Source organism: Sorangium sp. So ce1014 (genome assembly GCF_051521505.1).
Taxonomy (GTDB): domain Bacteria; phylum Myxococcota_A; class Polyangia; order Polyangiales; family Polyangiaceae; genus Sorangium.
This window is the reverse complement of record NZ_CP150356.1, coordinates 1,515,646-1,539,145: the sequence shown is the minus strand read 5'-3', so window position 1 is coordinate 1,539,145 and position 23,500 is coordinate 1,515,646. Positions and strand designations below refer to the sequence as shown.

Annotated in this window: 21 protein-coding genes; 14 read left to right on the top strand and 7 right to left on the bottom strand. The window is 73.0% G+C overall.

Annotated features, from left to right (window positions below; genetic code table 11):
- Positions 1-22: 22 nt before the first annotated feature.
- Both WME75_RS05805 and WME75_RS05800 read right to left on the bottom strand, forming a co-directional pair.
- Positions 23-1,996: a sulfatase-like hydrolase/transferase gene (locus tag WME75_RS05805; RefSeq protein ID WP_437487106.1), complete on the bottom strand. Its 1,974-nt coding sequence runs from the start codon at positions 1,994-1,996 to the stop codon at positions 23-25.
- Positions 1,997-2,001: 5 nt separating this feature from the next.
- Positions 2,002-4,071, bottom strand: a complete 2,070-nt coding sequence (locus WME75_RS05800; protein ID WP_437487105.1) for a sulfatase-like hydrolase/transferase — start codon at positions 4,069-4,071, stop codon at positions 2,002-2,004.
- Positions 4,072-4,241: 170 nt separating this feature from the next.
- Between WME75_RS05800 and WME75_RS05795 the strand changes: the two genes are divergently transcribed.
- Positions 4,242-5,522, top strand: a complete 1,281-nt coding sequence (locus WME75_RS05795; RefSeq protein WP_437487104.1) for a SprT-like domain-containing protein — start codon at positions 4,242-4,244, stop codon at positions 5,520-5,522.
- A 173-nt stretch (positions 5,523-5,695) separates the two neighbouring features.
- Complete coding sequence (locus WME75_RS05790) at positions 5,696-6,160, top strand: SRPBCC family protein (RefSeq protein WP_437487103.1); 465 nt, start codon at positions 5,696-5,698, stop codon at positions 6,158-6,160.
- A 49-nt stretch (positions 6,161-6,209) separates the two neighbouring features.
- Here the strand turns inward: WME75_RS05790 and WME75_RS05785 are convergent, their stop codons facing one another.
- The gene (locus WME75_RS05785; protein ID WP_437487102.1) at positions 6,210-6,335 is read right to left on the bottom strand and encodes a hypothetical protein; all 126 of its coding nucleotides are present in this window, start codon (positions 6,333-6,335) and stop codon (positions 6,210-6,212) included.
- 148 nt (positions 6,336-6,483) lie between these two features.
- Here WME75_RS05785 and WME75_RS05780 point away from each other — a divergent pair, with 148 nt between their 5' ends.
- The 12 genes from WME75_RS05780 to panD all read left to right on the top strand — a co-directional run bounded on the left by WME75_RS05780 (position 6,484) and on the right by panD (position 17,988).
- Entirely contained in the window at positions 6,484-6,879 is a 396-nt protein-coding gene (locus WME75_RS05780) for a c-type cytochrome (RefSeq protein ID WP_437487101.1), read from the top strand.
- Positions 6,880-7,029: 150 nt separating this feature from the next.
- Positions 7,030-9,609 (top strand): transglycosylase SLT domain-containing protein, encoded by a 2,580-nt coding sequence (locus WME75_RS05775; RefSeq protein ID WP_437487100.1) that lies wholly within the window; start codon positions 7,030-7,032, stop codon positions 9,607-9,609.
- Between the two features lie 98 nt (positions 9,610-9,707).
- Positions 9,708-11,093, top strand: coding sequence for a protein kinase domain-containing protein (locus WME75_RS05770; RefSeq protein WP_437487099.1), 1,386 nt, complete (start codon positions 9,708-9,710; stop codon positions 11,091-11,093).
- Positions 11,090-12,166, top strand: a complete 1,077-nt coding sequence (locus WME75_RS05765; protein WP_437487098.1) for a dipeptidase — start codon at positions 11,090-11,092, stop codon at positions 12,164-12,166. The genes WME75_RS05770 and WME75_RS05765 overlap by 4 nt, the downstream gene beginning before the upstream one ends.
- Before the next feature lie 95 nt (positions 12,167-12,261).
- Positions 12,262-13,362 carry a hypothetical protein gene (locus WME75_RS05760; RefSeq protein ID WP_437487097.1) on the top strand — a complete coding sequence of 367 codons (1,101 nt, stop codon included), beginning with the start codon at positions 12,262-12,264 and terminating at the stop codon, positions 13,360-13,362.
- A 138-nt stretch (positions 13,363-13,500) separates the two neighbouring features.
- On the top strand, positions 13,501-13,731 hold the full coding sequence (locus WME75_RS05755; protein ID WP_437487096.1) for a hypothetical protein: 231 nt from the start codon (positions 13,501-13,503) through the stop codon (positions 13,729-13,731).
- Positions 13,728-14,057, top strand: coding sequence for a type II toxin-antitoxin system RelE/ParE family toxin (locus WME75_RS05750; protein ID WP_437487095.1), 330 nt, complete (start codon positions 13,728-13,730; stop codon positions 14,055-14,057). The genes WME75_RS05755 and WME75_RS05750 overlap by 4 nt, the downstream gene beginning before the upstream one ends.
- Positions 14,058-14,210: 153 nt before the next feature.
- Positions 14,211-14,756: a DUF1232 domain-containing protein gene (locus WME75_RS05745; RefSeq protein WP_437487094.1), complete on the top strand. Its 546-nt coding sequence runs from the start codon at positions 14,211-14,213 to the stop codon at positions 14,754-14,756.
- 96 nt (positions 14,757-14,852) lie between these two features.
- Positions 14,853-15,893: a metallophosphoesterase gene (locus WME75_RS05740; RefSeq protein ID WP_437487093.1), complete on the top strand. Its 1,041-nt coding sequence runs from the start codon at positions 14,853-14,855 to the stop codon at positions 15,891-15,893.
- 274 nt (positions 15,894-16,167) lie between these two features.
- Positions 16,168-16,344 carry a hypothetical protein gene (locus WME75_RS05735; RefSeq protein ID WP_437487092.1) on the top strand — a complete coding sequence of 59 codons (177 nt, stop codon included), beginning with the start codon at positions 16,168-16,170 and terminating at the stop codon, positions 16,342-16,344.
- On the top strand, positions 16,344-17,483 hold the full coding sequence (locus tag WME75_RS05730) for a hypothetical protein (RefSeq protein ID WP_437487091.1): 1,140 nt from the start codon (positions 16,344-16,346) through the stop codon (positions 17,481-17,483). The genes WME75_RS05735 and WME75_RS05730 overlap by 1 nt, the downstream gene beginning before the upstream one ends.
- Before the next feature lie 115 nt (positions 17,484-17,598).
- Positions 17,599-17,988, top strand: coding sequence for an aspartate 1-decarboxylase (gene panD, locus WME75_RS05725; RefSeq protein ID WP_437487090.1), 390 nt, complete (start codon positions 17,599-17,601; stop codon positions 17,986-17,988).
- A gap of 9 nt (positions 17,989-17,997) precedes the next feature.
- On the opposite strand, the gene WME75_RS05720 is transcribed toward panD, so the two are convergent.
- The 4 genes from WME75_RS05720 to WME75_RS05705 form a co-directional block, all read right to left on the bottom strand.
- Positions 17,998-19,392, bottom strand: a complete 1,395-nt coding sequence (locus tag WME75_RS05720) for an MATE family efflux transporter (RefSeq protein ID WP_437487089.1) — start codon at positions 19,390-19,392, stop codon at positions 17,998-18,000.
- A 271-nt stretch (positions 19,393-19,663) separates the two neighbouring features.
- The gene (locus tag WME75_RS05715; RefSeq protein WP_437475747.1) at positions 19,664-20,281 is read right to left on the bottom strand and encodes a group II intron maturase-specific domain-containing protein; all 618 of its coding nucleotides are present in this window, start codon (positions 20,279-20,281) and stop codon (positions 19,664-19,666) included.
- A 7-nt stretch (positions 20,282-20,288) separates the two neighbouring features.
- Positions 20,289-21,542 carry a group II intron reverse transcriptase/maturase gene (gene ltrA / locus WME75_RS05710; RefSeq protein WP_437475748.1) on the bottom strand — a complete coding sequence of 418 codons (1,254 nt, stop codon included), beginning with the start codon at positions 21,540-21,542 and terminating at the stop codon, positions 20,289-20,291.
- 506 nt (positions 21,543-22,048) lie between these two features.
- Positions 22,049-22,876 (bottom strand): reverse transcriptase domain-containing protein, encoded by an 828-nt coding sequence (locus WME75_RS05705; protein ID WP_437475749.1) that lies wholly within the window; start codon positions 22,874-22,876, stop codon positions 22,049-22,051.
- Positions 22,877-23,500 lie beyond the last annotated feature (624 nt).

Below are 23,500 nucleotides of genomic sequence, written 5' to 3'. Positions count from 1 at the left end.
ATCCAAGGTCGACCCGGACAACTCACCCGCCCCAGTCGACCTTCGGCCTCCCGGGCGGCGTCACGTTCGGCATCTCGTGAAAGAGCGCCCGCCCGAGGTCGGGCAGCGGCGCGCACGCCTGCTCTCCCAGGTTGGTCAGCTCCAGCGGATCCTCCAGCACGTTGAAGCAGTGGAACTCGCCGTCCCACTCGCGCGCCTCGATCTTCAGCGGCCCCTGCATCATCCCCCAGTTGCGGAAGGAACACCCCCACACCCACGTGCAGTTCGTGAGCGGCACCGGCGCCACCGTGCGCTCCGGTCGCGTCAGCGGGTGCCCCATCATCCGACCGCGGAACGGCGCGAGCCGCGGCTCGTCCCAGAGGCCCATCAGATCGAGGAACGTCGGCGCCAGATCGAGGTGCCACACGAACTCGTCCCTCGCGCCCGCGAGGCTCGCCCGCTCCTCCGGGGAGAGCGTCCCCTCCGGGGCGTCGATCCACGTGGGGACGAGGATCTCCTCGTCCCACAGCGAGCTCGTGTGGCCAAGCTGCCAGTGCTCCCGGAACGACTCGCCATGATCCGACGTGTACACGAGGACCGTACGCTCGCCGCTCGGCGTCCCGCGGATGTGCTCGATGAGCCGGCCGACCGCCATGTCCGACAGGTAAACGACGTTGCGATAGAAGTTCTTGAAATGCTCGTTCTTGTCCGGCGCCTTGCTCAGCTCGCTGGGCTGGAACGGCGAATGGAGCGGATCGCTCACGTACGGGAAATGGATGTTCGAGTAATGCACGACCGCGAAGAACGGCTCGACGAGCTCGCCCCACTCCTCGATCACGCGATCCGTGAGCTGCCGGTCGTAGGCGCCGTAATCGAGGTCGGCGCCCGGATCGAGCTGGGTCGCGACAACCCGGTGCGAGACCGGGATGTCCTGCACGTAGAGCCGGGCGTTCCCGAACATGAGGTTCTGGCTCGTCCAGTACGCCGTGTCCCACCCGGCCGCGTGGGCGTAATCCCAGAGCAGCGGGGCGGAGCTGAGCACCGCGTGGCTCTCCGTCGGCGAGACGCCGGACCAGAGGTTCGAGATGGAGATGGCCGTCGTCGAGTCGTGGGCCCGCATCTGCAAGAGCGGCATGCGGCCCGGCGCGGCGGCGTTGGAGAACGGCGTCGCGAGCTCGCAGTCCGGGTCGTGCTCGACGCACGTCACGTCCGCCCGCTGGCTCTCCTGGAGAATGAGCACGACGTTCCGCGGCCGCGCGGGCCGCGCGGCGAGCCGCGGCACGCGCTCCGGGTCGCGGCGCTGCACCCGCAGATCCGACGAGTCGTCGGTGATGCCGAGGTGCTCTTTGACCACGGCGGTGACGCCATGGAAGTAGATCATGTCGGCCGACGACGACTGGATCACCCGGTAGCTCACCGGGATCCTCGTCACGGCGGCCAGCGCGAGCGGCACGAGCACCGCGGCGACGCGCCGCCGGAGCCGCCGCGGGCGCACGAACCGGCGGGCGAGCCGGAGCGCCCCAAGGGCGAGCCCGAGCGCGACGGCGAGGTGGGCGAACACGCGAGGGTGCCCGAGCGGGAGCGTGCCCACGATCGACCAGGGGATCGACTGGGAGTGGATCTGCGAGTCGATCGAGCAGTAGATGTTGTAGAGGGCGTGAAAGCCGCCCTGCACGCCGCACGCGAGCGTGAAGAGCGCCACGAACAGGGCGCCCGTCACGCCACGCATCGCGCCGCGGCGGCCCGAGGCGACGTAGAGCAGGACGCCCCAGAACCCCAGCGACACGACCACGGTCGCGGCGTATCCCGCCGCGTGCAGCCGGTCGAACGTGGTCATGTGGCGGCCCCGCCGCAGCACGTCGGCGACGAGGAACCAGAGCGCCGGCGACGCGAGGAGGGCGAGGCCGATCCAGCGGCGCCGGCGGCGCGCGGCCCGGCGCGCGGCGCGCGGGCGGGCGGCGGGGGACGCGGGCGGCGCGCCGGGCGCGGCGCCCTCTCGATCGAGATCCGGCGCCATCCGGATCAGTCGCGGCGAGGCCCCGCCGCGAGGTCGCGGAGGTGGACCGGGACGTCGACGCTGCCGGCGGGACCGCCGTAGATCGCGTCGGCGAGCCGGGGCAGGTCGCCGCAGGCGGCGGGCCCGAGGTCGCGCTGCTCGCGGGGGTCGGCGAGCACGTCGTAGCAGTGCCAGGCGGTGTCCCAGGCGCGGGATTCGAGCTTCATGTGGCCGCGCATCATCCCCCAGTTCTTGAACGCGCAGCCCCAGATCCCGGTGCAGTTCGTGAGCGCCAGCGCCGCCGGCCCCGGCGACGGCCGGAGCAGGCTGTGCCCGACCATCTCGGCCCGGTACGCCGCGAGCGCAGGCTCCTCCCACAGGCCCATCAGGTCGAGCAGCGTCGGCGCCACGTCCGTGTGGAACACGGGCTCGTCCCGGGCCGCGCGCAGCCCGGCCTCCTCCGCGGCCGTCAGGGTGCCCGGCGGCGCGTCGATCCAGCCGGGCACCCGGATCTCCTCCTCGAGGATCGAGCCCGTGTGGCCGAGCTGGCCGTGCTCGCGGAACGCCTCGCCGTGGTCCGAGGTGAAGACGATCACCGTGCGCTCGCCGACCGGAGAGCTCCGGACGAAGCGGATGAGCTCGGCGATCGCCGCGTCCTGCCGGTAGACCGCGTTCCTGTAGAAGTTGCGGTATGCCTCGTTGTCGTCCGGCGCCTTGCTCTCGAGGGCAGGCTGGAACGGCGCGTCCTCCGGGTCGACAAGGTAGGGGACGTGGGTGTTCCCGAAGTGGGCGACCGCGAGGAACGGCTCGCGCAGCGAGAGCAGCTCGGACCGCGCGTGCGCCGAGAGCAGCCGGTCGTCGGCCCCGAGATCGATGTCGGCCAGCGGATCGAGCTCGGTCGCGCCGCACTGGTGCGAGACCGGCAGGTCCTGCACGTAGAGGCGCGAGTTGGCGAACATCATGTGGTGGCTCGTCCAGTAGGCGCTGTCGAAGCCGGCGGCGTCCGCGTAGTCGAAGACGAGCGGCGCCGTGTGGAGCTCCTCGCGCGTCGCGATCGGCTGGAGGCCGGACCAGAGCACCGCGAGCCCGATCGCCGTCGTCGAGGCGTTCGAGCGCATCTGCAGGAGCGGCAGCCGGCCGGGCGCCGCCGCGTCGATGCGCGGCGTACCGGGGCACGCGGCGGACCCCGCGCCGCCGCCGGCAGGCGCCGCGCCGTCGCCGGCGGGCGCAGGCGCCGAGCAGGTGGCGTCGGCGCGCACGCTCTCGGTCAGGATGAAGAGCACGTTGCGCCGCGGGCCGGGCTCCGGGATCAGCCGCGGCAGCGCGGGCGGCGTGCGGAGCCCGGGGCGCACCTGCGCGGTGGTCTGGACACCGGCGAGCTCCTTGAGGAGGCCGCCGATCGCGTGGAAGTAGATGACGTCGGGCGTGGACGCCTGCACCGTGCGGTAGGAGCACGGCAGCACGAACGCGGCCACCACGGCCGCCGGCGCGGCGAGGCGGGCGGCGCGGGCCCCCGCCGTGCGGCCGGGGCGCACGATCCGCCGGCCGAGCCAGACGAGCGCGACGGCGAGCACGAGCGGCGGGAGGACCGAGTGGAGGAAGTTCTCCCCGTCGGCCCGGAGCTGGCCGAAGAGGCTCGACGACAGCGAGGTCCCGAAGAGCGTGGCGTCGAGGTTGAGGTACGTGGCGTACTGGCGGTGGAAGTAGAGCTGGCCGCCGAGCGAGAGCGTCGCGAGCGTCACGAAGAGCAGCGCCGCGATCCACCGCGACGCGCCCCGCCGCGACGAGGCCGCGAAGAGCAGGAGCCCCCAGAGCGCGGCGCTCTCGACCATCGCGCCGAGGTAGCTCGCCGCGTGCTTGCCGCTCAGATCGAGCAGGCGATCTCCGCGGATGCGGAGGTCCGCGAGCACCACGAGGAGCAACGGGAGCGCGAGGAACAGGCGTCCATAGCGGCGCCGGACGCGGGCGAGCGCGCGCAGCCGCGCACGCGCCGCGGCGCGGTCCGGGCCGAGATCGCGGGCGAGACCGCGGGACGAGCGGCTGCCGGCGTCGGCGTCGGCCGCCCGGGGATCGTTCAATGCCTTGAAACGGAGCACGGGAGGGGCGCGAGTGTAGCGAGGACGTGGCGTATCGGGAACGTTTCTGAGGCGGGTCGGTGACGGCGCGATGACCGGCCCGGCCGGCCGGATGGGCCGCCGGACGGGACCTCCCGGACGGAGAAAACCCTTCGACAGCCGCCCGAGGCGTGCCATGAGTGGCGTCCGACATGGCGGAGCAGCTCTTCCTGAACGGGTTGCGCGGCGCTCAACAGGCCCCAGGGGCCGGCGCGCCGCCGGACGAATCCTCCTCCACCGCAGCCGCCGCGCAGCCCGAGCCGCTGCCGTCCCCCGGCGCGCCGGCGCCCGAGCCGCCGCGCGAGACGGCGGCGCGGCTCAGCGCCGAGCTGGAGGCGGCGCTCGTGCGCGAGCTGATGGCGGCCTACCAGAGCCTCAACTACACGCATTTCCGGCGGAAGCTGCGCTCGGCGTCGATCGAGCTCTCCGACGCCGCGAGCCGGCTCGGGCGCTGGATCTCGGAGGCGCGCGCGATCGAGATCTCGCGGCCGCTCGTCCTCACGCAGCCGTGGGGCGTCGTGGTCGAGGTGCTCAAGCACGAGATGGCGCACCAGTACGTGCACGAGGTGCTGGGCGTCGCGGACGAGGCGGCGCACGGGCCGGCGTTCCGCGAGGTGTGCGAGCGCCTCGGCATCGACGCGATGGCGGCCGGGATGCCGTCGGTCGGGCCCTCGCCGGCGGAGCCCGGCGGGGCGCCGCGCGGCGACGGGAACGTGGAGGGCGCGAGCGCGGACGCCCGGATCCTCGACCGCATCGCGCGGCTGCTCGCGCTCGCCGACAGCCCGAACGCGAACGAGGCGCAGGCGGCGATGAGCGCCGCGCAGCGGCTGATGCTGAAGTACAACCTCGACGTCGCGAAGGCGCGCGCCGCGCGGCTCTACGGCTTCCGCCACCTCGGCGCGCCGAGCGGGCGCGTGGGCGAGAGCGAGCGCATCGTCGGGGGCATCCTCGGGAAGCACTTCTTCGTCGAGGCGATCTGGGTGCCTGTCTACGCGCCGCTCGAGGGCAAGCGGGGCAGCATCCTCGAGATCTGCGGGACGCCGGCGAACCTGGAGATGGCGGCCTACGTGCACGCGTTCCTGCACCACACGGCCGAGCAGCTGTGGAGAGAGCACAAGCGGACCCAGAGCGTGAAGGGCAACAAGGACCGGCGGACCTACCAGGCCGGGGTGATGCTCGGGTTCCTCGAGAAGCTGAACACGGAGCGGAAGGTGTCCGCGGAGCAGGGGCTCATCTGGGTGAGGGACGCCGACCTGGACGGCTACTACCGGACGCGCCACCCGCACGTGCAGCACCTGCGCCACGCGGGCAACCAGCGGACGGCGGCGCACGCGCACGGGCGCGAGGCGGGACGGAAGATCGTGCTGCACCGCCCGATGCAGGCGGCGACCGGCGAGCGGGGCAGGCTGCTGCCGCCGGGCAAGAAGGGCTGAGCCGCGGCCCCGTCGTCGTCGTCCTGGCCGCCTGATGGCGCCCGGACGGACGGCGGACGACGGCGCGGTGCCCGCGTCGGGGCCGCGGTGCGCGCTCGACGGGCTCGTTGACGGGAATGGAGCGGTTCCGGCACGATGGCCCGGTGTGCGGGGTAACGTAGGAGAAGAACGAGATGCCGCTCCGGTTCACCATTGAAGAGCGATTCGATGCGTCGCCCGAGGACGTCTTCCGGCTCGCGACCGACATCGACTCCTTCGGCGACTGGATGCCCAACTTCGTGCGGGTGGAGAAGCTCACGGGCAGCATCGTCGGCGAGGGCGCGATGTGGCGTGAGACCCGCAAGATGTTCGGCAAGGAGTCCACCGAGCAGTTCGAGGTCACGGCGGCAGAACCCGGCAAGAGCCTGGACCTCTTCATCGACGGGCAGAAGGGGACGACGGGACGCGGGGAATACCGCTTTCGCTACGTCTTCGAGCCCCAGGGCGCCGGCACGCTGCTCCGGATGGATGGCGAGATCGCCGGGATGGGGTGGTTCATGGAGACGCTCGGGCGGCTGTTCATCGGCAGCTTCAAGAAGGCCGTGCACGGGGATCTCAAGGCGATGAAGACGCACCTGGAGCGGCGGCCGGCGAGCTAGCTCCGCGCGCCGGAGGTCCGGCGAGAGAGGGCCGGACTTCTGCGCCGCGTCACGCCGGCTTCGCGCGGGCGTGCTTGGGGAGGGTGCCGAGCGCCCCGGCCCCGGGGCGGGTGGGCGTCGCCGCACGGAGCGACGCGGCGAGCGCCGGATCCCGCCGCGCACCGACTTGAATCACCTCTTTCCCGCGTCCAACCCGCCCGTCTTAGTTGACCCGGTGCGCGGCGCCAGGCACCATTCCCGCGCGGCGCCAGGCCGGCCTGCATGGCTGGAGGCTCGACCCCGGCTCGCCCGCCTTCCCCATAACAAGCTGCTGAGGTGCTTTGATGCGCGTTCGTACGATTCTCTTCTTCTGCCTTGCGTCCTTCGCCATTGGCGCTCTCCCAGGTTGCGGCGGTGATGACCCCGGCCCCAAGGACGAGCCGTCCACGGGAACGCTCGGCGAATGTCCGCCCGACTCCGGCGCGCAGCAGACAGCGGGCCTCCAGGCGCTCCAGGACAACTGCGTGGCCTGTCATGGGACGATGGTGTCGGGCCCGAGCCGCGGCGGCGCCCCCCCTGAGGTCAACGTCGACGACCCCGCCAGCGTCAGCGCCGAGGCGGAGGAGATCCTCGCGGCGATCAAGCTGGGCGGGACACCGGAGGGGATGCCGGTCGGCGTGAAGCTCCCCGATCCTACGATCGAGTCCATCCGGGTCTACCTCGCCTGCGACGCGGAGTAGAGCCGCGTTCCTGCCCGGCACGGTTCACACCACGTCCAGACGCCAGCGCGCCAGCTCACAAGAGGGCGCGCCGGCGCCCCGGCCGTTCGTAGCCGGCGCCCGCTCCCCTCGATCGCTGTGCGACCGCCCGATCCGGGGTATGGTGCGGGCATGTTCAGGCTGGATGCCCGCTCCGGGGCCGCGCTCGCGCTGGCCTCCGCGCTTGCGCTGACCGCCGCGCTCGGCGCCTCCTGCGCCGGGGCGCCCCCCGCGCAGCGGGGGACGCCGGCCTGCCCGCCGCTCTGCCCGCAGCAGACGCCCCCGCCGCCCGCAGCGCCGCCGGGGCCCGTCGTCCCGGGCACGCCGGGCGAGGCCCCGGTGTTCGACCCCGAACGCCTCACCCTCGTGCTGGACGACCCGCGGCTCGCGCCGGTGCAGAAGCTCGTCGGGCAGGAGGCGTACGGAAGCGCGGTCGCCGCGCTGGTCCAGGCGCTCTCCGCGCCCCTGTCGCCCGAGGACGCAGCGGCGTTTCGCTACCAGCTCGGGCGGCTGCGCGCGCTCGCGGGCGACCCCCTGGGCGCCGCGAAGGAGTACGACGCCGCGGCGGCAGCCGGCGGGCCGCTCGCCGACTACGCGCGGTTCGCGGCGGCCGATCTCCTCGCCAGGGCGGGACAGCCCGACGCGGCGCTCGAGCGCGCGCGCGCCGTCGCCTCGGACGTCGCGATCGCCGACGATCTCGATCGCGTCGTCGCCGGCGCGCTCGCCGAGAAGGGCGACATCGGGGGCGCGTCCGCGCGCTGGCAAGCGTACCTCGCCCGGAGCTGGCCGGCGTCGACGTGGGTGCCCGAGGCGCTCCGCTTCGCCCGCGCGCTGCTCCGCCATCCGGGACAGGAGCGCGCCGAGGAGGCGATCCGGCTCGCCCGGCGCATCCTCGACCAGGCGCCGGGCGGCGCGGGCGCGGGGGAGGCGAAGGAGATCCTGGACCAGGCCCTGTCGACGCTGCCGTTCGCGCGGCGCAAGCCGTTCCTCGACCCGGGCCCCGCCGACCTGCTCGCCCGCGCGCGCGCCCTGCTCACCTCGCGCCAGGACAAGGAAGCGCTCGCCGTCACCGACGCGCTGATCGCCCTGCCCGAGGCGCAGGCCCCCTCGGCCTTCGCCTGTGACGCGTTCGCCGCGCGCGGCGAGGCGCTCGGGCGCCTCCGGCGGCGGGCCGAGGCCGCCGACATCTACGGCACGGCGATCGAGCGCTGCGGGCCGGCCGCGCCCGCCGCCGCAGGGGCGAGCGCCCCCGCCGTGGCCGCAGGGGCGGGCGCCCCCGCCGTGGCCGCAGGGGCGGGCGCCCCCGCCCCCAGGCGGCCCGAGACGCTCTACAACGCCGCGCGCGCGTCGTTCCGCGTCGATCGGCACGCCGAGTCGGCGGCGCGCTTCGCGCTGCTCGAGAAGGAGTACCCGGATCATCGGCTCGCGGACGACGCGCGTTACCTCGGGGCGCGCGCGCTGCTCGCGCTCGGCGACCAGGCGCAGTTCGTCCAGCGGCTCACCGCCATGCCCGACGACTACCCGTCGGGCGACATGGTCGCCGACGGCCTGTTCGAGCTCGCGCTCTTCGAGATGGAGCGCGACAGCTGGGCGGGCGCGGTCAGGCCGCTCGAGCTCGGGCTCGCGCGGTTCCCCCACGAGCGCGCGTACCACGCCGCCGGCAGGTTCCCCTACTACCTCGCGCGCGCCCACATCGAGACGGGCTCGCCCGACAAGGGAAAGGCGCTGCTCGAGCAGGTGATCCGCGATTACCCGCTCTCGTTCTACATGGCGCTCTCCCACGCCCGGCTCGCCGACGTCGACCCCGCGGCCGCCCAGCGCGCCCTGTCCGCGGCCCTCGAGCGCGACGCGAGCGCGCCGTACACCGAGCTCAGGAGCGCCCAGTTCGCGCACCCCGCGTTCACCCGCGCGGTCGAGCTCGCGCGCCAGGGGGAGGCGAAGCTCGCGCGCCTCGAGCTCGACGCGCTCGGCGTCGGGAGCCGCACGGCGCCGCGCGAGGTGATGTGGGCCTCGGCTTTCCTGCTCGCGCGCGCGGGCGCGCTGCCGCAGTCATACAGCATCCTGCGCACGGCGATGGCGGCGCCGGCGGCGGGCGACAGCCGCGTCGAGCTCGCGGGCGAGTGGGTCGATCACTACCCGGTCGGGCGCTGGCGCAGCGCCTGGGAGCTCGCCTACCCGCGCCCGTTCGCCGCCGTCGTCGCCGCCGAGACGAAGCGAAGCGCGATCCCCGAGGGCCTCGCCTATGCCATCATGCGCGAGGAGTCGGCCTTCGACCCGAGGGTGGCCTCGCACGCACAGGCGTACGGGCTGATGCAGCTCATCGTGCCGACCGCGAAGCGCATGGCCAAGCCGCTCGGGCTGCCGTCGAGCGTCGAGGCGCTGAAGCGGCCCGAGGTCAACGTCGCGCTCGGCTGCCGTTACCTGTCGGTGCTGCGCGGCCAGTTCTCGGACAACCCCCTGCTCGCGATCCCCGCCTACAACGCGGGCGGCGGCGCGCCCAAGCGGTGGATCGCCGAGCGCCCCTCGCAGAGCTTCGACCTGTGGGTCGAGCGCATCCCGTACGAGGAGACGCGGCTCTACACGAAGCGCGTGCTCGCGAGCTTCGCCGTCTACGAGCACCTCTACACCGGCGATCAGCCGAGCGAGGCCCTGCGGACGCCGTTGCCCGCGAGCCCGGCGGCGCGCTCGGCCGTGGCGAACGCCGCGCCCTGACGCGCGCCGGCGCCGATCGCGCGCCGGCGGCCTGCTCACCGGCTCGGCGCCGAGGTTTCGGCGAGCGGGCAGCGCGGAAGCTTTGGTAGAGTCCGCGCGTGATCGACCCCTCGAGCCCTTCCCATCAGCTCGTGGGCGCCGTGCTGAACGGGCGCTTCCGGCTCGTGCGTCTCCTCGGCGAGGGGGGCATGGGCGCCGTCTACGAGGCCGATGGGCTGCGCGGCGAGGGCAAGCGCGCGATCAAGGTGCTGCACTCCGAGTTCACGGAGGACGAGCAGGTCCTCCACCGCTTCTTCGCCGAGGCGGAGGCGACGAAGGGGTTCGTCCACCAGAACATCGCCTCGGTCTACGAGGCGGCCCGCTCCGAGGACGGCACGCCCTACCTCGTCATGGAGCTCCTGCAGGGCGTCCCGCTCGCCGCGTACATCGACACGGGCAACCCGCTCCCGCCGCAGCAGGCCGTGCCGATCATCCACGAGGTGCTCCAGGCGCTCATGGCGGCGCACAGCCACAAGGTCATCCACCGCGATCTGAAGCCGGAGAACCTGTTCCTCGTGCGCGACCCGCGCGGCGGCTTCCGCGTGAAGGTGCTCGACTTCGGCATCGCGAAGGTGATGGACGCGGCCGGCGGCATGGGCCTCAAGACGCGCGCCGGCACGCTCCTCGGGACCCCCGGCTACATGAGCCCCGAGCAGATCAGGAACGCGCAGGGCGTCGACGCGCGCACCGACCTCTGGAGCGTCGGCGTGATCTTCTACGAGATGCTCACGGGGACGCAGCCGTTCCCCGCCGAGAACGAGTTCGCGCGGCTCACCGCCGTGCTCGCCAAGGAGGTGCGCCCGATCGAGCAGGTCGCGCCGCACCTCTTCGCCTGGGGCCTCTTCTTCCAGCGCGCCCTCTCCAAGGACCTGACCGGGCGCTTCCAGACAGCCGAGGAGATGGCGCAGACGCTGAGCGCCATCGCGCACCGCACGGGCGTCGCGACGCCCGGGTCCTTTGCCGATCCGCAGGCGTCGCTCCCGCCGCCGCACCACCTGCCGTCGCTGCCGCCTCCGGCGCAGCTGCACACGCCGCAGGCGCAGTCGCCGCTGTACGCGCCGCAGCCGCAGTCGCAGCTGTACGCGCCGCAGCCGCAGCCGACGTCGCAGCTGCACGCGCCGCAGCCGGTGCCGAGCCTACCGCCGGTCGGGCCGAGGCCAGAGACGATACCGCCTCGGCACCTGACCACGCCGCCGCCCCAGAAGAACCCGTCGGTGGCGCCCACGGCGAGCTTCCCGGTGGCCCCCGGGCCGACCCACATCAGCGCGCAGCGGCCGACGGGCACGCCGACGCTCACGGGCGGCCACTACGATGTGCGGGTCGTGGAGGTCCCCCTCGCCGCCGAGAGCGCGGCCCGGGAGGGCGCGGCCTGGTGGCTCGTGGGGGTCATCGGCCTCGTGTGCCTCGGCGTCGGCTTCGCGCTGGGCGTGCTGGTGAGCGGATGAGCGCCGGAGGCCGCACCCGCGCCCTGCTCGTCGTCACGTGCGCCGCCTTCGTCCTCGGCGCGCCGCGGCCCACGCGCGGCGACCCGCCCGGAGGCGGCGCGCGCGAGCCGCCCGTGCAGGTCGTCGATCTGCACGTCGACGTGCCCTGGCAGGTCCACTTCAAGGGGCGCGACCGCCGCCTCGACGAGGGCCACGCCCGCAGCGAGGCGCTCGTCGCCGGCAGCTATCTCGGCATCGTGCTGCCGATCTACCTGCCCGACCGGGTGCGGCCCGAGGGCCCGCGGATCGAGGACGCCAGCGCGGTCCTCGCGACGATCGAGGCGATCATCGCAGCGAGCCCGGTGCTCCTCCCGCTCGGCTCGGCGCGGGCCGAGCCCGGGAAGATCAGCACCTTCCTCTCGATCGAGGGGGCCGGCGCGTTCGCCGAGGACATCGCGCAGATCGACCGCTTCATCGCGCGCGGCGTGCGGCTCATCAGCCCGAACCACGCGAAGAACACGCGGCTCTCGTCGTCGGCGACCGGCGAGCGCGTGGCGTTCGGGCTGACGGAGCTCGGCAAGCGGTTCTGCGAGCGGGTCTACGCGCAGGGCGCGCTCATCGACGTCTCGCACATCTCGGACGCCGCGTTCGCGGATCTCGCCCCGATCGCGGCCGCGCACGGCGCGCCGCTCGTCGCGACCCACTCGAACGCGCGCGCGGTGGCGAACCAGCCGCGCAACCTGACCGACGAGCAGCTGCGGCTCATCGGGCGGAGCGGCGGGGTCGCGGGGCTCAACTTCCACGCGACCTTCGTGAGCGGCGCGAACGAGGCGGACCTCGACGACGTGCTCGCGCAGATCGACCACATGGTCCGCGTGGCCGGCGTCGATCACGTCGCGATCGGGTCGGATTTCGACGGCGGCATCCTCACGCCGAGGGGGCTCGGCGACGCGTCGGCGCTGCCGGCGCTGGCCGCGCGGCTCCGGCAGCGCGGGATGTCGCGCGAGGACGCGGTGAAGATCTTCTCGCAGAACGCGCTGCGCGTCCTCGGCTGGCGGCCGGCGGGCTGGAGCGGGGGTCAGCCGCACGGGTAGGCGCCGCGCGGGATGGATGAGCGAGCGCCGGCGCGCGGGACGAGCGCGACGCCTGCCTCGTGCCCGACCTTCGGCAGCTGTGGTAAGGCACGCCGATGGCCGTTGCCCAGTCGTCAGTCCGGGGGCTGCTTGCCCTCGCGGTCGTCGCGTCCGCCGCCGGCCTGAGCTGCGCGGAGCTCGGTCACCTGGGGGGCGTGGGCGAGGCCGTCTGCCCCGAGCTGCGCGGGCCGGGCGACGTCCTCGGCGCCCAGTTCTCCGCCGACGCGCGGGCCAACGCCAAGGTGCGGACGTTCGTGCAGGCGGCCAAGGACATGGCCGCCGTGTCCGCGGCGATCGAGGCACAGGTGGCCGACGCCTGCCGCCGGATCGGCGCGGACCTCGGGATCCCGCCCGCGCAGATGGCGCCGCGCGACGAGGCGGGGGGCCAGGCGAGCGGCGCCTGCGGCCCGGTCTCGGCGGCGATCGACGCCATCCTGCGCCAGGGCGCCGGGGTGCAGGTCGCGGTGACGCCGCCGGCCTGCCAGGCGAACGCCCAGGCCGGGGCGCGCTGCAGCGGCGCGTGCGACGTCCAGCTGGACCCGGGGCAGATCGTGGCGCAGTGCGAGCCCGCGCGGCTCTCCGGCTATTGCCAGGGCCGCTGCACGGGGCGGTGCGACGGGCGCTGCACCGGGCAGTGCCGGGGGCAGTGCTCCGCCTACGACGCGCAGGGGCGCTGCGTGGGCCAGTGCAACGGCGAGTGCGACGGCGGCTGCGACGCCACGTGCCACGCGCGCTGCGAGGGCACCTGGCAGGCGCCGCAGTGCTCCGGGATGGTGCGTCCCCCGAGCGCCGACGCGGAGTGCGAGGCGAGCTGCCGCGCGCACGCCGACGTGCACGCCGCCTGCACGCCGGCGCTCGTCCAGGTGCGCGCGTCGCACGGCGCCGAGATGGCCGCGCGGCTCGCGGCGACGCTGCAGGCCAACCTGCCGGCGCTGCTGCACGCCGAGGTGGCCCTCGGGCGCCGGCTCCTCGGCGACGCCCAGACGGTGGTCCAGGTCGGCGCCGCGCTGCCGCGGATCGTGGGCGACGCGGGCACGCGCGCGCTCGCGTGCGTCGCCGGGGCGGCCGAGGCGTCGACGAGCGCGTCGGTGCGGATCCAGGTGAGCGTGCGCGCGAGCGCGAGCGTCACGGGGCGGGTCGGGGCGACCGGCGGGTAGCGGCGGGTAGCGGCGGGGCAGGAACGGCGAGGGGCGGGGGCGCAGGCTAGCGGGACGTGCGAGGGACACCGACGGCGCCGCGGAGCACGGCGAGTGCGGCGAGTGCGGCGCAGCCGCGACGGCGGTAGAGTTCTCTCCGTGCAAGCGCTCAAGGCCCGCGTTCAGAACGGTCGCATCGTCGTGAACGAACCCACCGACCTGCCGGAGGGCACCGTGATCGAGCTGGTCGTTGCCGATCCGGGCGACGAGCTGGACGACGAGGAGCGCGCCGAGCTCCATGCGGCGCTGGCGGAGGGGCTCGCGGAGCTGCGAACAGGTGGCGGCGTCGACGCGGACGAGCTCCTGTCGGAGCTGCGGGCTCGCGAGTGAAGGTCCGGTTCCTGGGGCGCTCGGCCGAGCACGCGCGGGCGGCCGACGCGTGGTGGCGCGAGAACCGCCAGGCTGCGCCGTCCCTGTTCGCGGAGGAGCTCGCCACGGCGCTCCGCATGCTCAGGAACGTGCCGGAAATGGGAGCGCCTTACGGGCCGATGGCCGATGACGGCGTGCGGCGCCTCTTGCTGTCACGAACGCGGTACCACGTCTACTACGCGTACGTTCCGGAGGAACGCCTCATCGGCGTGCTCGCCCTCTGGAGCTGTCTCCGCGGGAAGCCGCCCAGCTTGCGGCACGCGCGGGGGCTCAAGAAGCGACCATGACCAGGCGCGCGGCGCGCATCGCTGGTCCGGCGCCGCCGCCCGCCGCCCGCCGCCCGCCGCCCGCCGCCCGCCGGCGCGCCGCCGTTTGCATCGACGGCGTGGACGGCGCCGCGCCGGTCGGATTACCCTCCCGCTCCCCGCCGGGAGGATCCCATGACCGATCTCGACGACCGCTGTCTCGACACGTTCCCCGAGTGGCTGCGCAGCCTCGCCTCGGACGCCACCGACGTGGCCGGCCTGCTCGCCTCGCCGGACAGCCCGGAGGCCGCGCGCCGCTCACTCGCGGCCGGCCTCAACTACCTCTTCAAGTCGCTCGATCTCATCCCGGACGGCATCGAGGATCTCGGCTTCCTCGACGACGCCTTCGTGCTGCGCGTCGCCGCGTCCTTCGCCGCGGCGGAGAGCCCGGAGCTGCGCGACCAGGTGCCGGCCCTCGCGCGGCTCGCGCGCGACGCGGAGCTCATCGCGGAGCTGCTCGGCGGCGACTACGCGCGGCTCAAGGGCTACGTGCGCTCGCTGGAGAAGGGCGCCGCGCGCGGCCGCACCGTCGACGACATCCTCGGCGACGAGCAGGTCCGCACCTCGTTCATGCACGAGATCACCGGCTGGGCGTCGAGCTACACCGCACCGACGTTCAGCCGCGACGCGAAGAACCTGATCAAGCTGAAATCCTTCCTCTCCGCCAAGCTCCCGGCCTGACCGCGCGCGGCGGCGCGCCGCCTGCGCGCCGCTCCTCGCGGCGCGCCCACCCGCCGCGTAGTACATAAGGCCCATCCCCCCGGAGGAACGCGTCCGATGTCAGCCGCTCCCCGCTTCTCCGCGCTGCTCGCCGCGCTGCTCGCCGCCGGCTGCGACGCCGATCGCCCGGCCTCGACGGCGCCGCGGCCCGCGCCCGCCGCCACCTCGGCCGCTCCCGCCGCCGCCGCGCCCACGCCGCCGCCCGACACGGATCGCTCCTATGCCTACCCCGCCGCCGACCGCGTGGTCGCCATCGGCGACGTCCACGGTGACCTCGCGGCCACGCGCGCGGCCCTGCAGCTCGCGGGCGCGATCGACGGCTCGGATCGCTGGATCGGCGGCAAGCTCGTGCTCGTCCAGACCGGCGACGAGCTCGACCGCGGCGACGGCGAGCAGGAGATCGTCGACCTCTTCGATCGCCTGGCCGCCGAGGCGCGCGCGGCCGGCGGCGCCGTGTACGCGCTCAACGGCAACCACGAGGTCATGAACGTCCAGCTGGACTTCCGCTACGTCACCGAGGGCGGCTTCAAGGACTTCGAGGACGTGCCCGGGCTCGACGCCTCGTCCCCGCGTCTCACGCCGGTGCCGCCCCCCGCGCGCGCCCGCGCCGCCGCGTTCGTCCCCGGCGGTCTCTACGCCAAGAAGCTCGCGGCGCGCGACGTGATCATCACGGTCGGCGACACCGTCTTCGCGCACGGCGGTGTGCTCCCGTCGCACACGCGCTACGGCATCGCGCGGATCAACCGCGAGGTGCGCGCGTGGATGGAGGGCAAGAGCCCGTCCACGCCGGCCGTGATCGCGGCCGAGGACAGCCCGGTGTGGGCGCGCCTCTACTCGAGCGATCCGCCGCCGACGCCGGGGTCGAGCCCCTGCGCGGCGCTCGACAAGGTCCTCGCGGCGATGTCCGCCAAGCGCATGGTCGTGGGCCACACGGTCCAGAGGAACGGCATCACCTCGGCCTGCGGCGACAAGGTCTGGCGGATCGACGTCGGCATGGCCACGCACTACGGCGGAAAGCCGGCGGCGCTGGAGATCGCCGGCGACACCGTGCGGGCCTTGACGGGCGACGCGACAAGCGCGAGCCGCGAGAAAAAATAAGGGCCCTCGTGAGAAAATATCAGAGCCGTTTGTAAAACGATCTCGCACTGCAGCTGCAGCGAGCGCAGCGGGAAACGAGGGAGGCGCGGGAAACGAGGGAGGCGCGGGAAACGAGGGAGGCGCGCGAGAAACGCATGAGAATCAAGCGACGCGAACAGCGAGAACAACGCGAACACCACCGTGGCGCCCGTCTGCTCCATTGACGCGTGCCGCGCGGACCGGATAACGTCGATGGCAAACTGGGGCTCTTCGAGCCCCAGGGGAAGGGAATCAGATGCCTGAGCTTCCGCTCGCGCTGATCCACGAGGCGAATCGGAGCAGCGGGGAGGCCCCCCTGGCGCCCGGCGAGCAGCGCCTCTCCCTTCTGCTTCCTCCTGTCGCACCCGCGCTGCTGCGCCGGTGCGGGCAGCCCGAGCACCGTGCAGCGCGGCCCGACGCGGGGAGCGGCTGATGGACGACGACGAGCTGCTGCGCGCCTTGACGCGCATCGCGCAGCAGGGTCCGCCGGGCGATCCGTGCCGGCGGAAGCTCGCCGAGGAGGCGCGCCCGGAGGACGCGCGGAGCGGTCCGCGGGACGCCGGCGACGCCGCGGCGTCCTCCTCGAGCGCAGGACGGGAGGAGCGCGAGGCGCGGCTGCCCCTCGACGACGAGACCCGCGCCCGGCTCGCCGACCAGCTTGTCGCCCAGCTCCGGGATGCGCCCGGCGAAGCGCCCGCGCCGCCGTCGCTGGCGCGGCCGCTGCTCGACCGGAAGTCCGGGGTCCGCTTCCGGAGCCCCCATGAGTGGGACTGCGAGGCGGAGGAGGCGGGCGACGTCGCCGACGCGCCGCTGCTGGGCGCCGACGCCGACTCGCTCAGCGGGACGAGCTCGCCGTCGACCACCGATGCGCCCGTCTGTCGTGCGATCGGCGACGAATCGGCGCCGCCCGGGACCTCGGAGCCGCCCCGCGACGCGCGCCCGAGCGGGGCCCCGGGGCAGCCGGCCCAGCGCGCGCCGGGCGGGGTGGACGCCGGCGTCCTGGTGCCGCGCCAGGGCCCAGTGGGTCCCGAGCTGGTCGTCGAGCGGCGGAGCGCTCCGCGGGCGCGCGCGCGGGTGCGGACGGCCGTGGGCGTGGCCGGGTGGGTCGTGTCGGCGGCGCTCGTGTCGCTGCTCGCGCTGCGGCCTGCGCCGTTCGCGCCGGGCGCCGCCCCGCTCCCCGACTACACGATCGCGACGACCCTCGGCGGCGGCCCGCAGCAGCGCGCTCGTGAGCCGGGCGCCCCGCCCCGCGTCGGCAGGGGCGCCCGGCTCACGATCGCGCTGTCGCCCGGCGCGCGCGTGCAGGCGCCGATCGCCGTGAAGGCGTTCCTTGTGCAGGGCGCGAACGCGCGCCCGTGGCCCGTGGAGATCGCGCTCGACGGCGGCGGCGGCGCGCGCGTGTCGGGCACGCGCGAGGCGCTCTTCAGGGACGTCGCGGCCGGCCCGTGGGAGGTCGTCTTCGTGATCGACCAGCCCGGCTCGCCGTCCATCGACGCCGAGGCGCTGCCCGCCGAGGGCGCCGTCCAGCTCGCGGGCGGCCGGCTCCTCCGGCAGCGATTGTTCCTTGACTGATCGCCACCTGGATTAAGGAGAAAGGCCGTCCTCCCCGGCGGGCGGCGCGCCCCTCGCTCGCGGGCCGACGGCGCGCGGCGCCGGCCCGAGCAGGGAGGAGCAGAGGTCAGCACGCATGAACCGACGGATGTTCAAGAGCAAGATCCACCGCGCGACCGTGACCCACGCGGATCTGCACTACGAGGGCAGCGTCACGATCGACGCCGACCTCCTGGAGGGCGCCGACATCCTGCCCTACGAGGCGGTCGACATCTGGAACGTGACGCGCGGCTCCCGGCTGACGACCTACGCGCTCGCGGGGGCGCGCGGGTCCGGCGTCATCTGCATCAACGGCGCCGCGGCGCACCTCAATCAGCCCGGCGACCTCGTGATCATCGCGACGTTCGCGGACATGGACGAGGCCGAGGCGCGGCGGCACGAGCCGCGGGTGCTCCGCGTCGACGGGCAGAACCGGCCCCTGGCCGATCAGCCGCCCGAGGCGCCGGGGCCGCTCGCGCCGAGCTGATCGCGCGCGTCACCCGGCGCGCGGCAGCGCCCGCGCCACCGGCGCGCGGGCGAGCCGGACGAAGCGCGCCGAGAGGACCCCCGCGGCGGCGACGAGCCCGGCGGTGAGCCCGAACCAGAGGCCGCGGACGCCGAGGTCGAGCCCGAAGGCGAGCCCGATCGACAGCGGCAGGCCGATGCCCCAGTGGGCTCCGAGGCTGGCCCAGAAGGGGAACCGCACGTCGCCCGCCCCGCGCAGGGCGCCGGCGGCGACCGCCTGGACGCCGTCGAACAGCTGGAAGAGCGCGGCGATGCGGAGCAGCGGGACGCCGATGGCGAGGACCTCGGCGTCCGGGGTGAACGCGCCGATCAGGGCGCGGGGGAACGCGGCGTACGTCGAGGCGCTCACGCACATGATGCCGGCGCCGAGCAGGACGCCGAGCAGGCCGGGGCGCAGCGGCGACCGGCCCGCGCCGATCGCGTGCCCGACGCGGACGGCGGTGGCGCCGCCGACGCCGATGGCGCCCATGAACGCGAAGGAGGCGAGCCCGATCGCGATCTGGTGCGCCGAGATCACGGTCGCGCCGAGCCGCCCGGCGAGCAGCGCCGTCATCCCGAACACGCCGACCTCGGCGAGGAGCTGCAGCCCGATCGGGACGCCGAGCCGGTAGATCACCGCGACCGGCACCGCGCTGTCGTCCTCCTTCCTCCCGGGCGACGCCGCGCGCCGGCGCTGCGCCGAGAGGAGCACGATCGACGAGAGCACCACGCTGGCGAGGCTCGTGGCGAGCCCTGCGCCGAGCGCGCCGAGCTGCGGCAGGCCGAGCGGCGGCAGGCCCACCCAGCGCAGCGCGTCGTCGCCGCGGACCATCAGGTTGCAGGCGACGAGGTTGACGGCGTTCGCCGCGATCACGGCGACGAGCGCGGGCCGCGTCGCGCCGTGGGCCTGGAGGAAGCTCTTTCCGGCGAGGAAGACCGGCCAGAGGAAGATCCACAGCGCGTGGCCGAGGATGTACCGGCGGACGCCGGGGACGAGCGCCGGGTCGACGCCCAGGGGCGCGAGCGCGGAGGTCGCCGCGAGGGCGGCGCCGAGCGCGACGACGCTGACGAGCAGGCTCGCGCGCAGGGTCGCGCGCAGCGCCGCCCACGCCTGGCCGGGGCGGCCGGCGCCGATCGCCTGCGACGCGAGCGGATCGAGCGCGGCCGAGATGCCGATCCCGAGCGCGTTGCACGTGTGGACGATCGTCCTCCCCATCGCGCAGGAGGCGAGCTCGTTGACCGAGACGCGCCCCACGATCGCCACGTCGACGAGCGCCATCGCGACGAGCCCCGCCTGCGCCACCGCGATCGGCAGCGCGAGGCGCGCGAGGACGCGCAGCTCGGACCGCGCGCCGTCGGCGGCGAGAGGGGGAGAAGCGAGGTTCACAGGGGCACCGGAATCGGAGAACGGAGAAAGGGCGCCACCCTAGCGCACCGGGGGCAGCGCGCTCGTCGGGGTGGCGCCGGAGATGAGGCGCAAGGGGGGGAAGATCAATGATCTTCCGGGGGTCCTGTGAGCTCGACGGGGTAGATCGAGAGGGGAAGAAAACGCAAAGGCGCAAAGGCGCTCGGGTAGCCCTGGGGGATTGCTCCCCCAGGGCCCCCACAGATCCGGACGTGCGGGGCTACCGCATCCGGCTCTTCGCGACATGGATTCGCTACGCGGGTGAGTACGGCCTCGCGACCCGGGCAAGTGGGAGGGGGTAGCGTTCCAGCAGCATGTGCCTGCGGTCCCAGTTGATCCGCGCTCTCTGGGAGCGACGACCGAGCCACTTGCACCAGATGCCGATGACCCGCTCACGGAAGCGGCTGATCGCCTCGGAGTTCCCCGTGATGCCGAAGTACCCGAAGTGACCTCGCAGCTTCTGCGAGAGCGAGCGCTGCTGCTCCCCGATCGCCTGGTGCCGATGCTGCCGACACCACTCCGCGATCCGCTTCAGCGCGCGGCGGAAGCGATCGGAGGCGGTCTTCTGCTTGACCACCCACCTGCCTCGACGAGACAAGCCCCAGTAGTGGGTGAAGCCCAGCAGGTCGAACGTGTTGGGTCCACGATCCGATCGATCCTCCGGGGGAGGCCGACGGTCGGGCCGACGGAATTCGACGAGCCGGGTCTTGTCCGGGTGGAGCGCAAGGCCGTACTTGCCGAACCTCTTCGGGAGCACGGCCAGAACGCGACGAGCGTCTTCCTCGTGCGAGAACGCCAGGACGAGTCGAGTAGCCCGGGGGAATCGCACCCCCGGGCCCTCCCAGAACCGGACGTGAAGCTCTCGCCTCATCCGGCTCCTACGACCCAGCCTCGGGCCGGACGCCGAGCTGCCACAGGACGAACAACTTCGGATCCCGCTGCGCGATGCGCCCCAGCCAGTGCATCGACGCGCGCTCTCGACGTCGCAGCCGCTTGTACTTCCGTCGCGCCCATGCTGCGAGGGCCTCGTTGAGATGGCGAAGGACCTGGACGCACTTCGAGCGGTAGAACCGCCCGTAGTAGTTCATCCAACCCCGCACCACCGGATTGACGAGCTGCGCGAGATCTTCCAGGCGCTGGTTGTTCCTGGTCGACGCCATCCGCCATCTGCGGATGGTCTCGCGGACCGCCTTGGCTGCCTTGGTGCTCATCGCTGGCAGGAAGCTCACGAAGTGCTTCCCCCAGCGATTCTTCGCCCGTCGAGGTTGGAAGGTGTAGCCCAGGAAGTCGAACGCGACGTGCTCGAACTCCCCGCACCGATCGTCGTCCTTGCAGTAGACGATCCGGGTCTTCGTCGGATGAAGCTCCAGACCGCACTGCTCGAACCGACGACGGATGGCCTCCAGCACCATGCGGGACTGCCGCTCGCTCCTGCAGTGGACGATGGCATCGTCCGCGTAGCGCTCGAACGGGACGCTCGGGAAGGTCCTCCGCATCCAGTGATCGAACGCATAATGCAGGAATAGATTGGCCAACAGCGGACTGACGACCCCGCCTTGCGGCGTGCCCCTCGTACGCTGCTCCACCGTGCCATCCGGCTTCTGCACGGGGGCGCGGAGCCACCGGGCGATGTACAGCCGGATCCAGGGGTTGTCCGTGTGGTGCGCCACGGCGCGCTCGACCAGCTCATGGACCAGCGCATCAAAGAAGCCCTTGATGTCAAGGTCGATGATCCAGTCGGCGCTCCAGCATCGTCTCCTCGCCACCGCCACCGCGTCGAGCGCCGACCGACCGGGCCGATAGCCGTACGAATCCGGATGGAACATGGGCTCCACGACCGGATCGAGGACCATCTTCACGACCGTCTGCGCCACGCGGTCCCCCACCGTGGGGATGCCGAGGGGACGTGTGCCTCCGTTGCCCTTCGGAATCTCGACGAGCCGCACGGGCGGCGGAAAGTACGAGCCCGACGACATCCGGTTCCAGACCTTGTAGAGGTTGCCCTTCAGGTCCTTCTCGAACATCGCAAGCGACTCGCCGTCCACGCCCGCTGCGCCTCGGTTCGCCTTTACCCGCTGGTACGCATCCCAGACGAGCTGCTTCGGAATGTCGTAAGGCTTCGCCTCAGACATGGGCTCCTCCCGTTGCCGGTTGACCCATGCCCGCGGCCAGGTCGTTGGGCCCCTTCGCTCCGCCCGCGTTACCAGGCTTCAACGCTACTACGAGCCCATCCGCCCCTGCGCCCCGCATCGGTACTCTTCCCCCTCGTGGGTCCACCACTCGGAGTTCTCCCTTCGCATCGGAGCGACAGGTTCCCACGTTCCGCACGAGAGCCTGAGCCGGGCTCGCGCCGCCTTCATGCCGGTCACCGCTCGGGCAGCAAGCAGGAATCCCCCGAGCTTTGTCCCAGGCCAACGACTGGAGCCTGGTTTCGATGACGTCCCTACGCTTTCGACACGTCGTCAGCGGTTCACTCACGTTCGCCTTCCCGGCTCTCACCTGACGGGTTTGTCCCGCCTTTTCCGTGAACGCTCACCACCCGGGCCATTGGGCCCAAGCAGCTTCCGGTGGTTTGGGACCTGGCCCTGCGACCCGATCCCGAGGGGTCCTCCCTCATCTCTCGTGCAGCAAGGCTGCTTCAGGCGGCCATCAAGGCCTCCTTTCCGCGCCGTCGTGGCGCACAATCGTCCGCGTACCGGATGAGAAACGCGCGGCCTTGCAGCCGCGGCTTCACCTCCTGCTCGAACCACACGTCCAGCACCTCGTGCAGGTAGACGTTCGACAGCAGCGGCGAGATCACGCCGCCTTGAGGCGAACCAGACTCCGGGAAGGACACGGCCCCGGATTCCAGCACGCCCGCATGCAACCACTTGCCGATGAGCCGCAGCAGCACCCCATCGCGCACCCTTCGACGAAGGATCTCCTGGAGGTGGCCATGGTCGAGGGTGTCGAAGAACTTCCGGATGTCGACCTCCAGGACCCAGCCGCCGCCCATGCGCATCACCTGGTCACGGAGCGCGTGCAGCGCTTGATGCGCCGAGCGCCCCCTCCGGAAGCCATACGAGCCGTGTAGAAAGTCCTGCTCGTAGATCGCCTCCAGCACCATGACGACCGCGCGTTGCAGGACCTTGTCCTCGAAGGTCGGGATGCCGATGGGCCGCGTCTGCGACCCGTCCCCCTTCGGGATGAGGACCCGCCTCACGGGCGGCGCGCGGTACGTGCCGGACTTCGCGCGTTCATGCAGCGACCGGAGGTTGTCCTCCAGGTGCGCCGCGTACTCGTCCGCGGTCTGCCCGTCCACGCCCACAGCGCCGTCCTTGCGCGTGCGACGGTACGCCTCGCGCAGCCACTCGATATCGATGTGGTGCGCGAGCGTCGTGAACGCCGTACCAGGCGCTTCCCTCGCCAGCTTCGCTATCTGCTCGAGTTTCGTGGAGATGTTCTGGGAGCCCGGTGTCTCCTTCATCTTTCCCTCCAGCAGCCCCATGCCCCGGCACCCCCTTCCCTCCACGGGGTCCCTCGGGACGGTTCCCCCGCTTCATCGGTACTACGAGGTGCTCGGACGCCTCGTCACCCTTCCCGCCTCGCTTCGTTCCCTTCGCTCGGCGGTACCGCACCCGCCGTTGCGGCGGGCTCTTCTCGGAGGCGACGGGGCCTCCCAGGTTCCTGGGGAACCCTTGCGTGCACGCCCTGGTCTCCGACCCCGGGGGGTCCAACGCGCCGAGCCCTTCGCCGCGCGCGGCGTTCCAGCGCGCCGGTGTTGCCTTCCGCTCCTTTGACAGCTTGGGCACCCGCCGAGCATTGCATTTCGAGGCTCAATACAAGGCTTTCACGCTCGCTGTCTACGCTTCGCAGCCGGGGGTCTGCCCTCCGGACCACGCAAGACTCGCTTCCGGCTGGGGGCTAGCCTTGGCCGGGGAGATCCGCAGGACCTCCATGGGTTCCATCGCAAGGTTTCAGCTTTCTACATGAGCTTCCTCCTCGCCCAGGCTTGCCTGGCGCACCAAAGGCGCAAAAAGGAAGAAGAGAAGGGTCAGTCGCAGGAGAAAAAGACGAGGCTCGGAGGCCGAGAGATTTTCTCTCTCTTGCG

Bases quoted from the DNA above. Each gene is read 5' to 3' on its own strand.
- WME75_RS05805 (WP_437487106.1), bottom strand. From the start codon at position 1,996: ATGGCGCCGGATCTCGATCGAGAGGGCGCCGCGCCCGGCGCGCCGCCC.
- WME75_RS05795 (WP_437487104.1), top strand. From the start codon at position 4,242: ATGGCGGAGCAGCTCTTCCTGAACGGGTTGCGCGGCGCTCAACAGGCC.
- WME75_RS05790 (WP_437487103.1), top strand. From the start codon at position 5,696: ATGCCGCTCCGGTTCACCATTGAAGAGCGATTCGATGCGTCGCCCGAG.
- WME75_RS05780 (WP_437487101.1), top strand. From the start codon at position 6,484: ATGCGCGTTCGTACGATTCTCTTCTTCTGCCTTGCGTCCTTCGCCATT.
- WME75_RS05775 (WP_437487100.1), top strand. From the start codon at position 7,030: ATGTTCAGGCTGGATGCCCGCTCCGGGGCCGCGCTCGCGCTGGCCTCC.
- WME75_RS05765 (WP_437487098.1), top strand. From the start codon at position 11,090: ATGAGCGCCGGAGGCCGCACCCGCGCCCTGCTCGTCGTCACGTGCGCC.
- WME75_RS05760 (WP_437487097.1), top strand. From the start codon at position 12,262: ATGGCCGTTGCCCAGTCGTCAGTCCGGGGGCTGCTTGCCCTCGCGGTC.
- WME75_RS05745 (WP_437487094.1), top strand. From the start codon at position 14,211: ATGACCGATCTCGACGACCGCTGTCTCGACACGTTCCCCGAGTGGCTG.
- WME75_RS05740 (WP_437487093.1), top strand. From the start codon at position 14,853: ATGTCAGCCGCTCCCCGCTTCTCCGCGCTGCTCGCCGCGCTGCTCGCC.
- WME75_RS05735 (WP_437487092.1), top strand. From the start codon at position 16,168: ATGCCTGAGCTTCCGCTCGCGCTGATCCACGAGGCGAATCGGAGCAGC.
- WME75_RS05730 (WP_437487091.1), top strand. From the start codon at position 16,344: ATGGACGACGACGAGCTGCTGCGCGCCTTGACGCGCATCGCGCAGCAG.
- panD (WP_437487090.1), top strand. From the start codon at position 17,599: ATGAACCGACGGATGTTCAAGAGCAAGATCCACCGCGCGACCGTGACC.
- WME75_RS05715 (WP_437475747.1), bottom strand. From the start codon at position 20,281: ATGAGGCGAGAGCTTCACGTCCGGTTCTGGGAGGGCCCGGGGGTGCGA.
- ltrA (WP_437475748.1), bottom strand. From the start codon at position 21,542: ATGTCTGAGGCGAAGCCTTACGACATTCCGAAGCAGCTCGTCTGGGAT.
- WME75_RS05705 (WP_437475749.1), bottom strand. From the start codon at position 22,876: ATGAAGGAGACACCGGGCTCCCAGAACATCTCCACGAAACTCGAGCAG.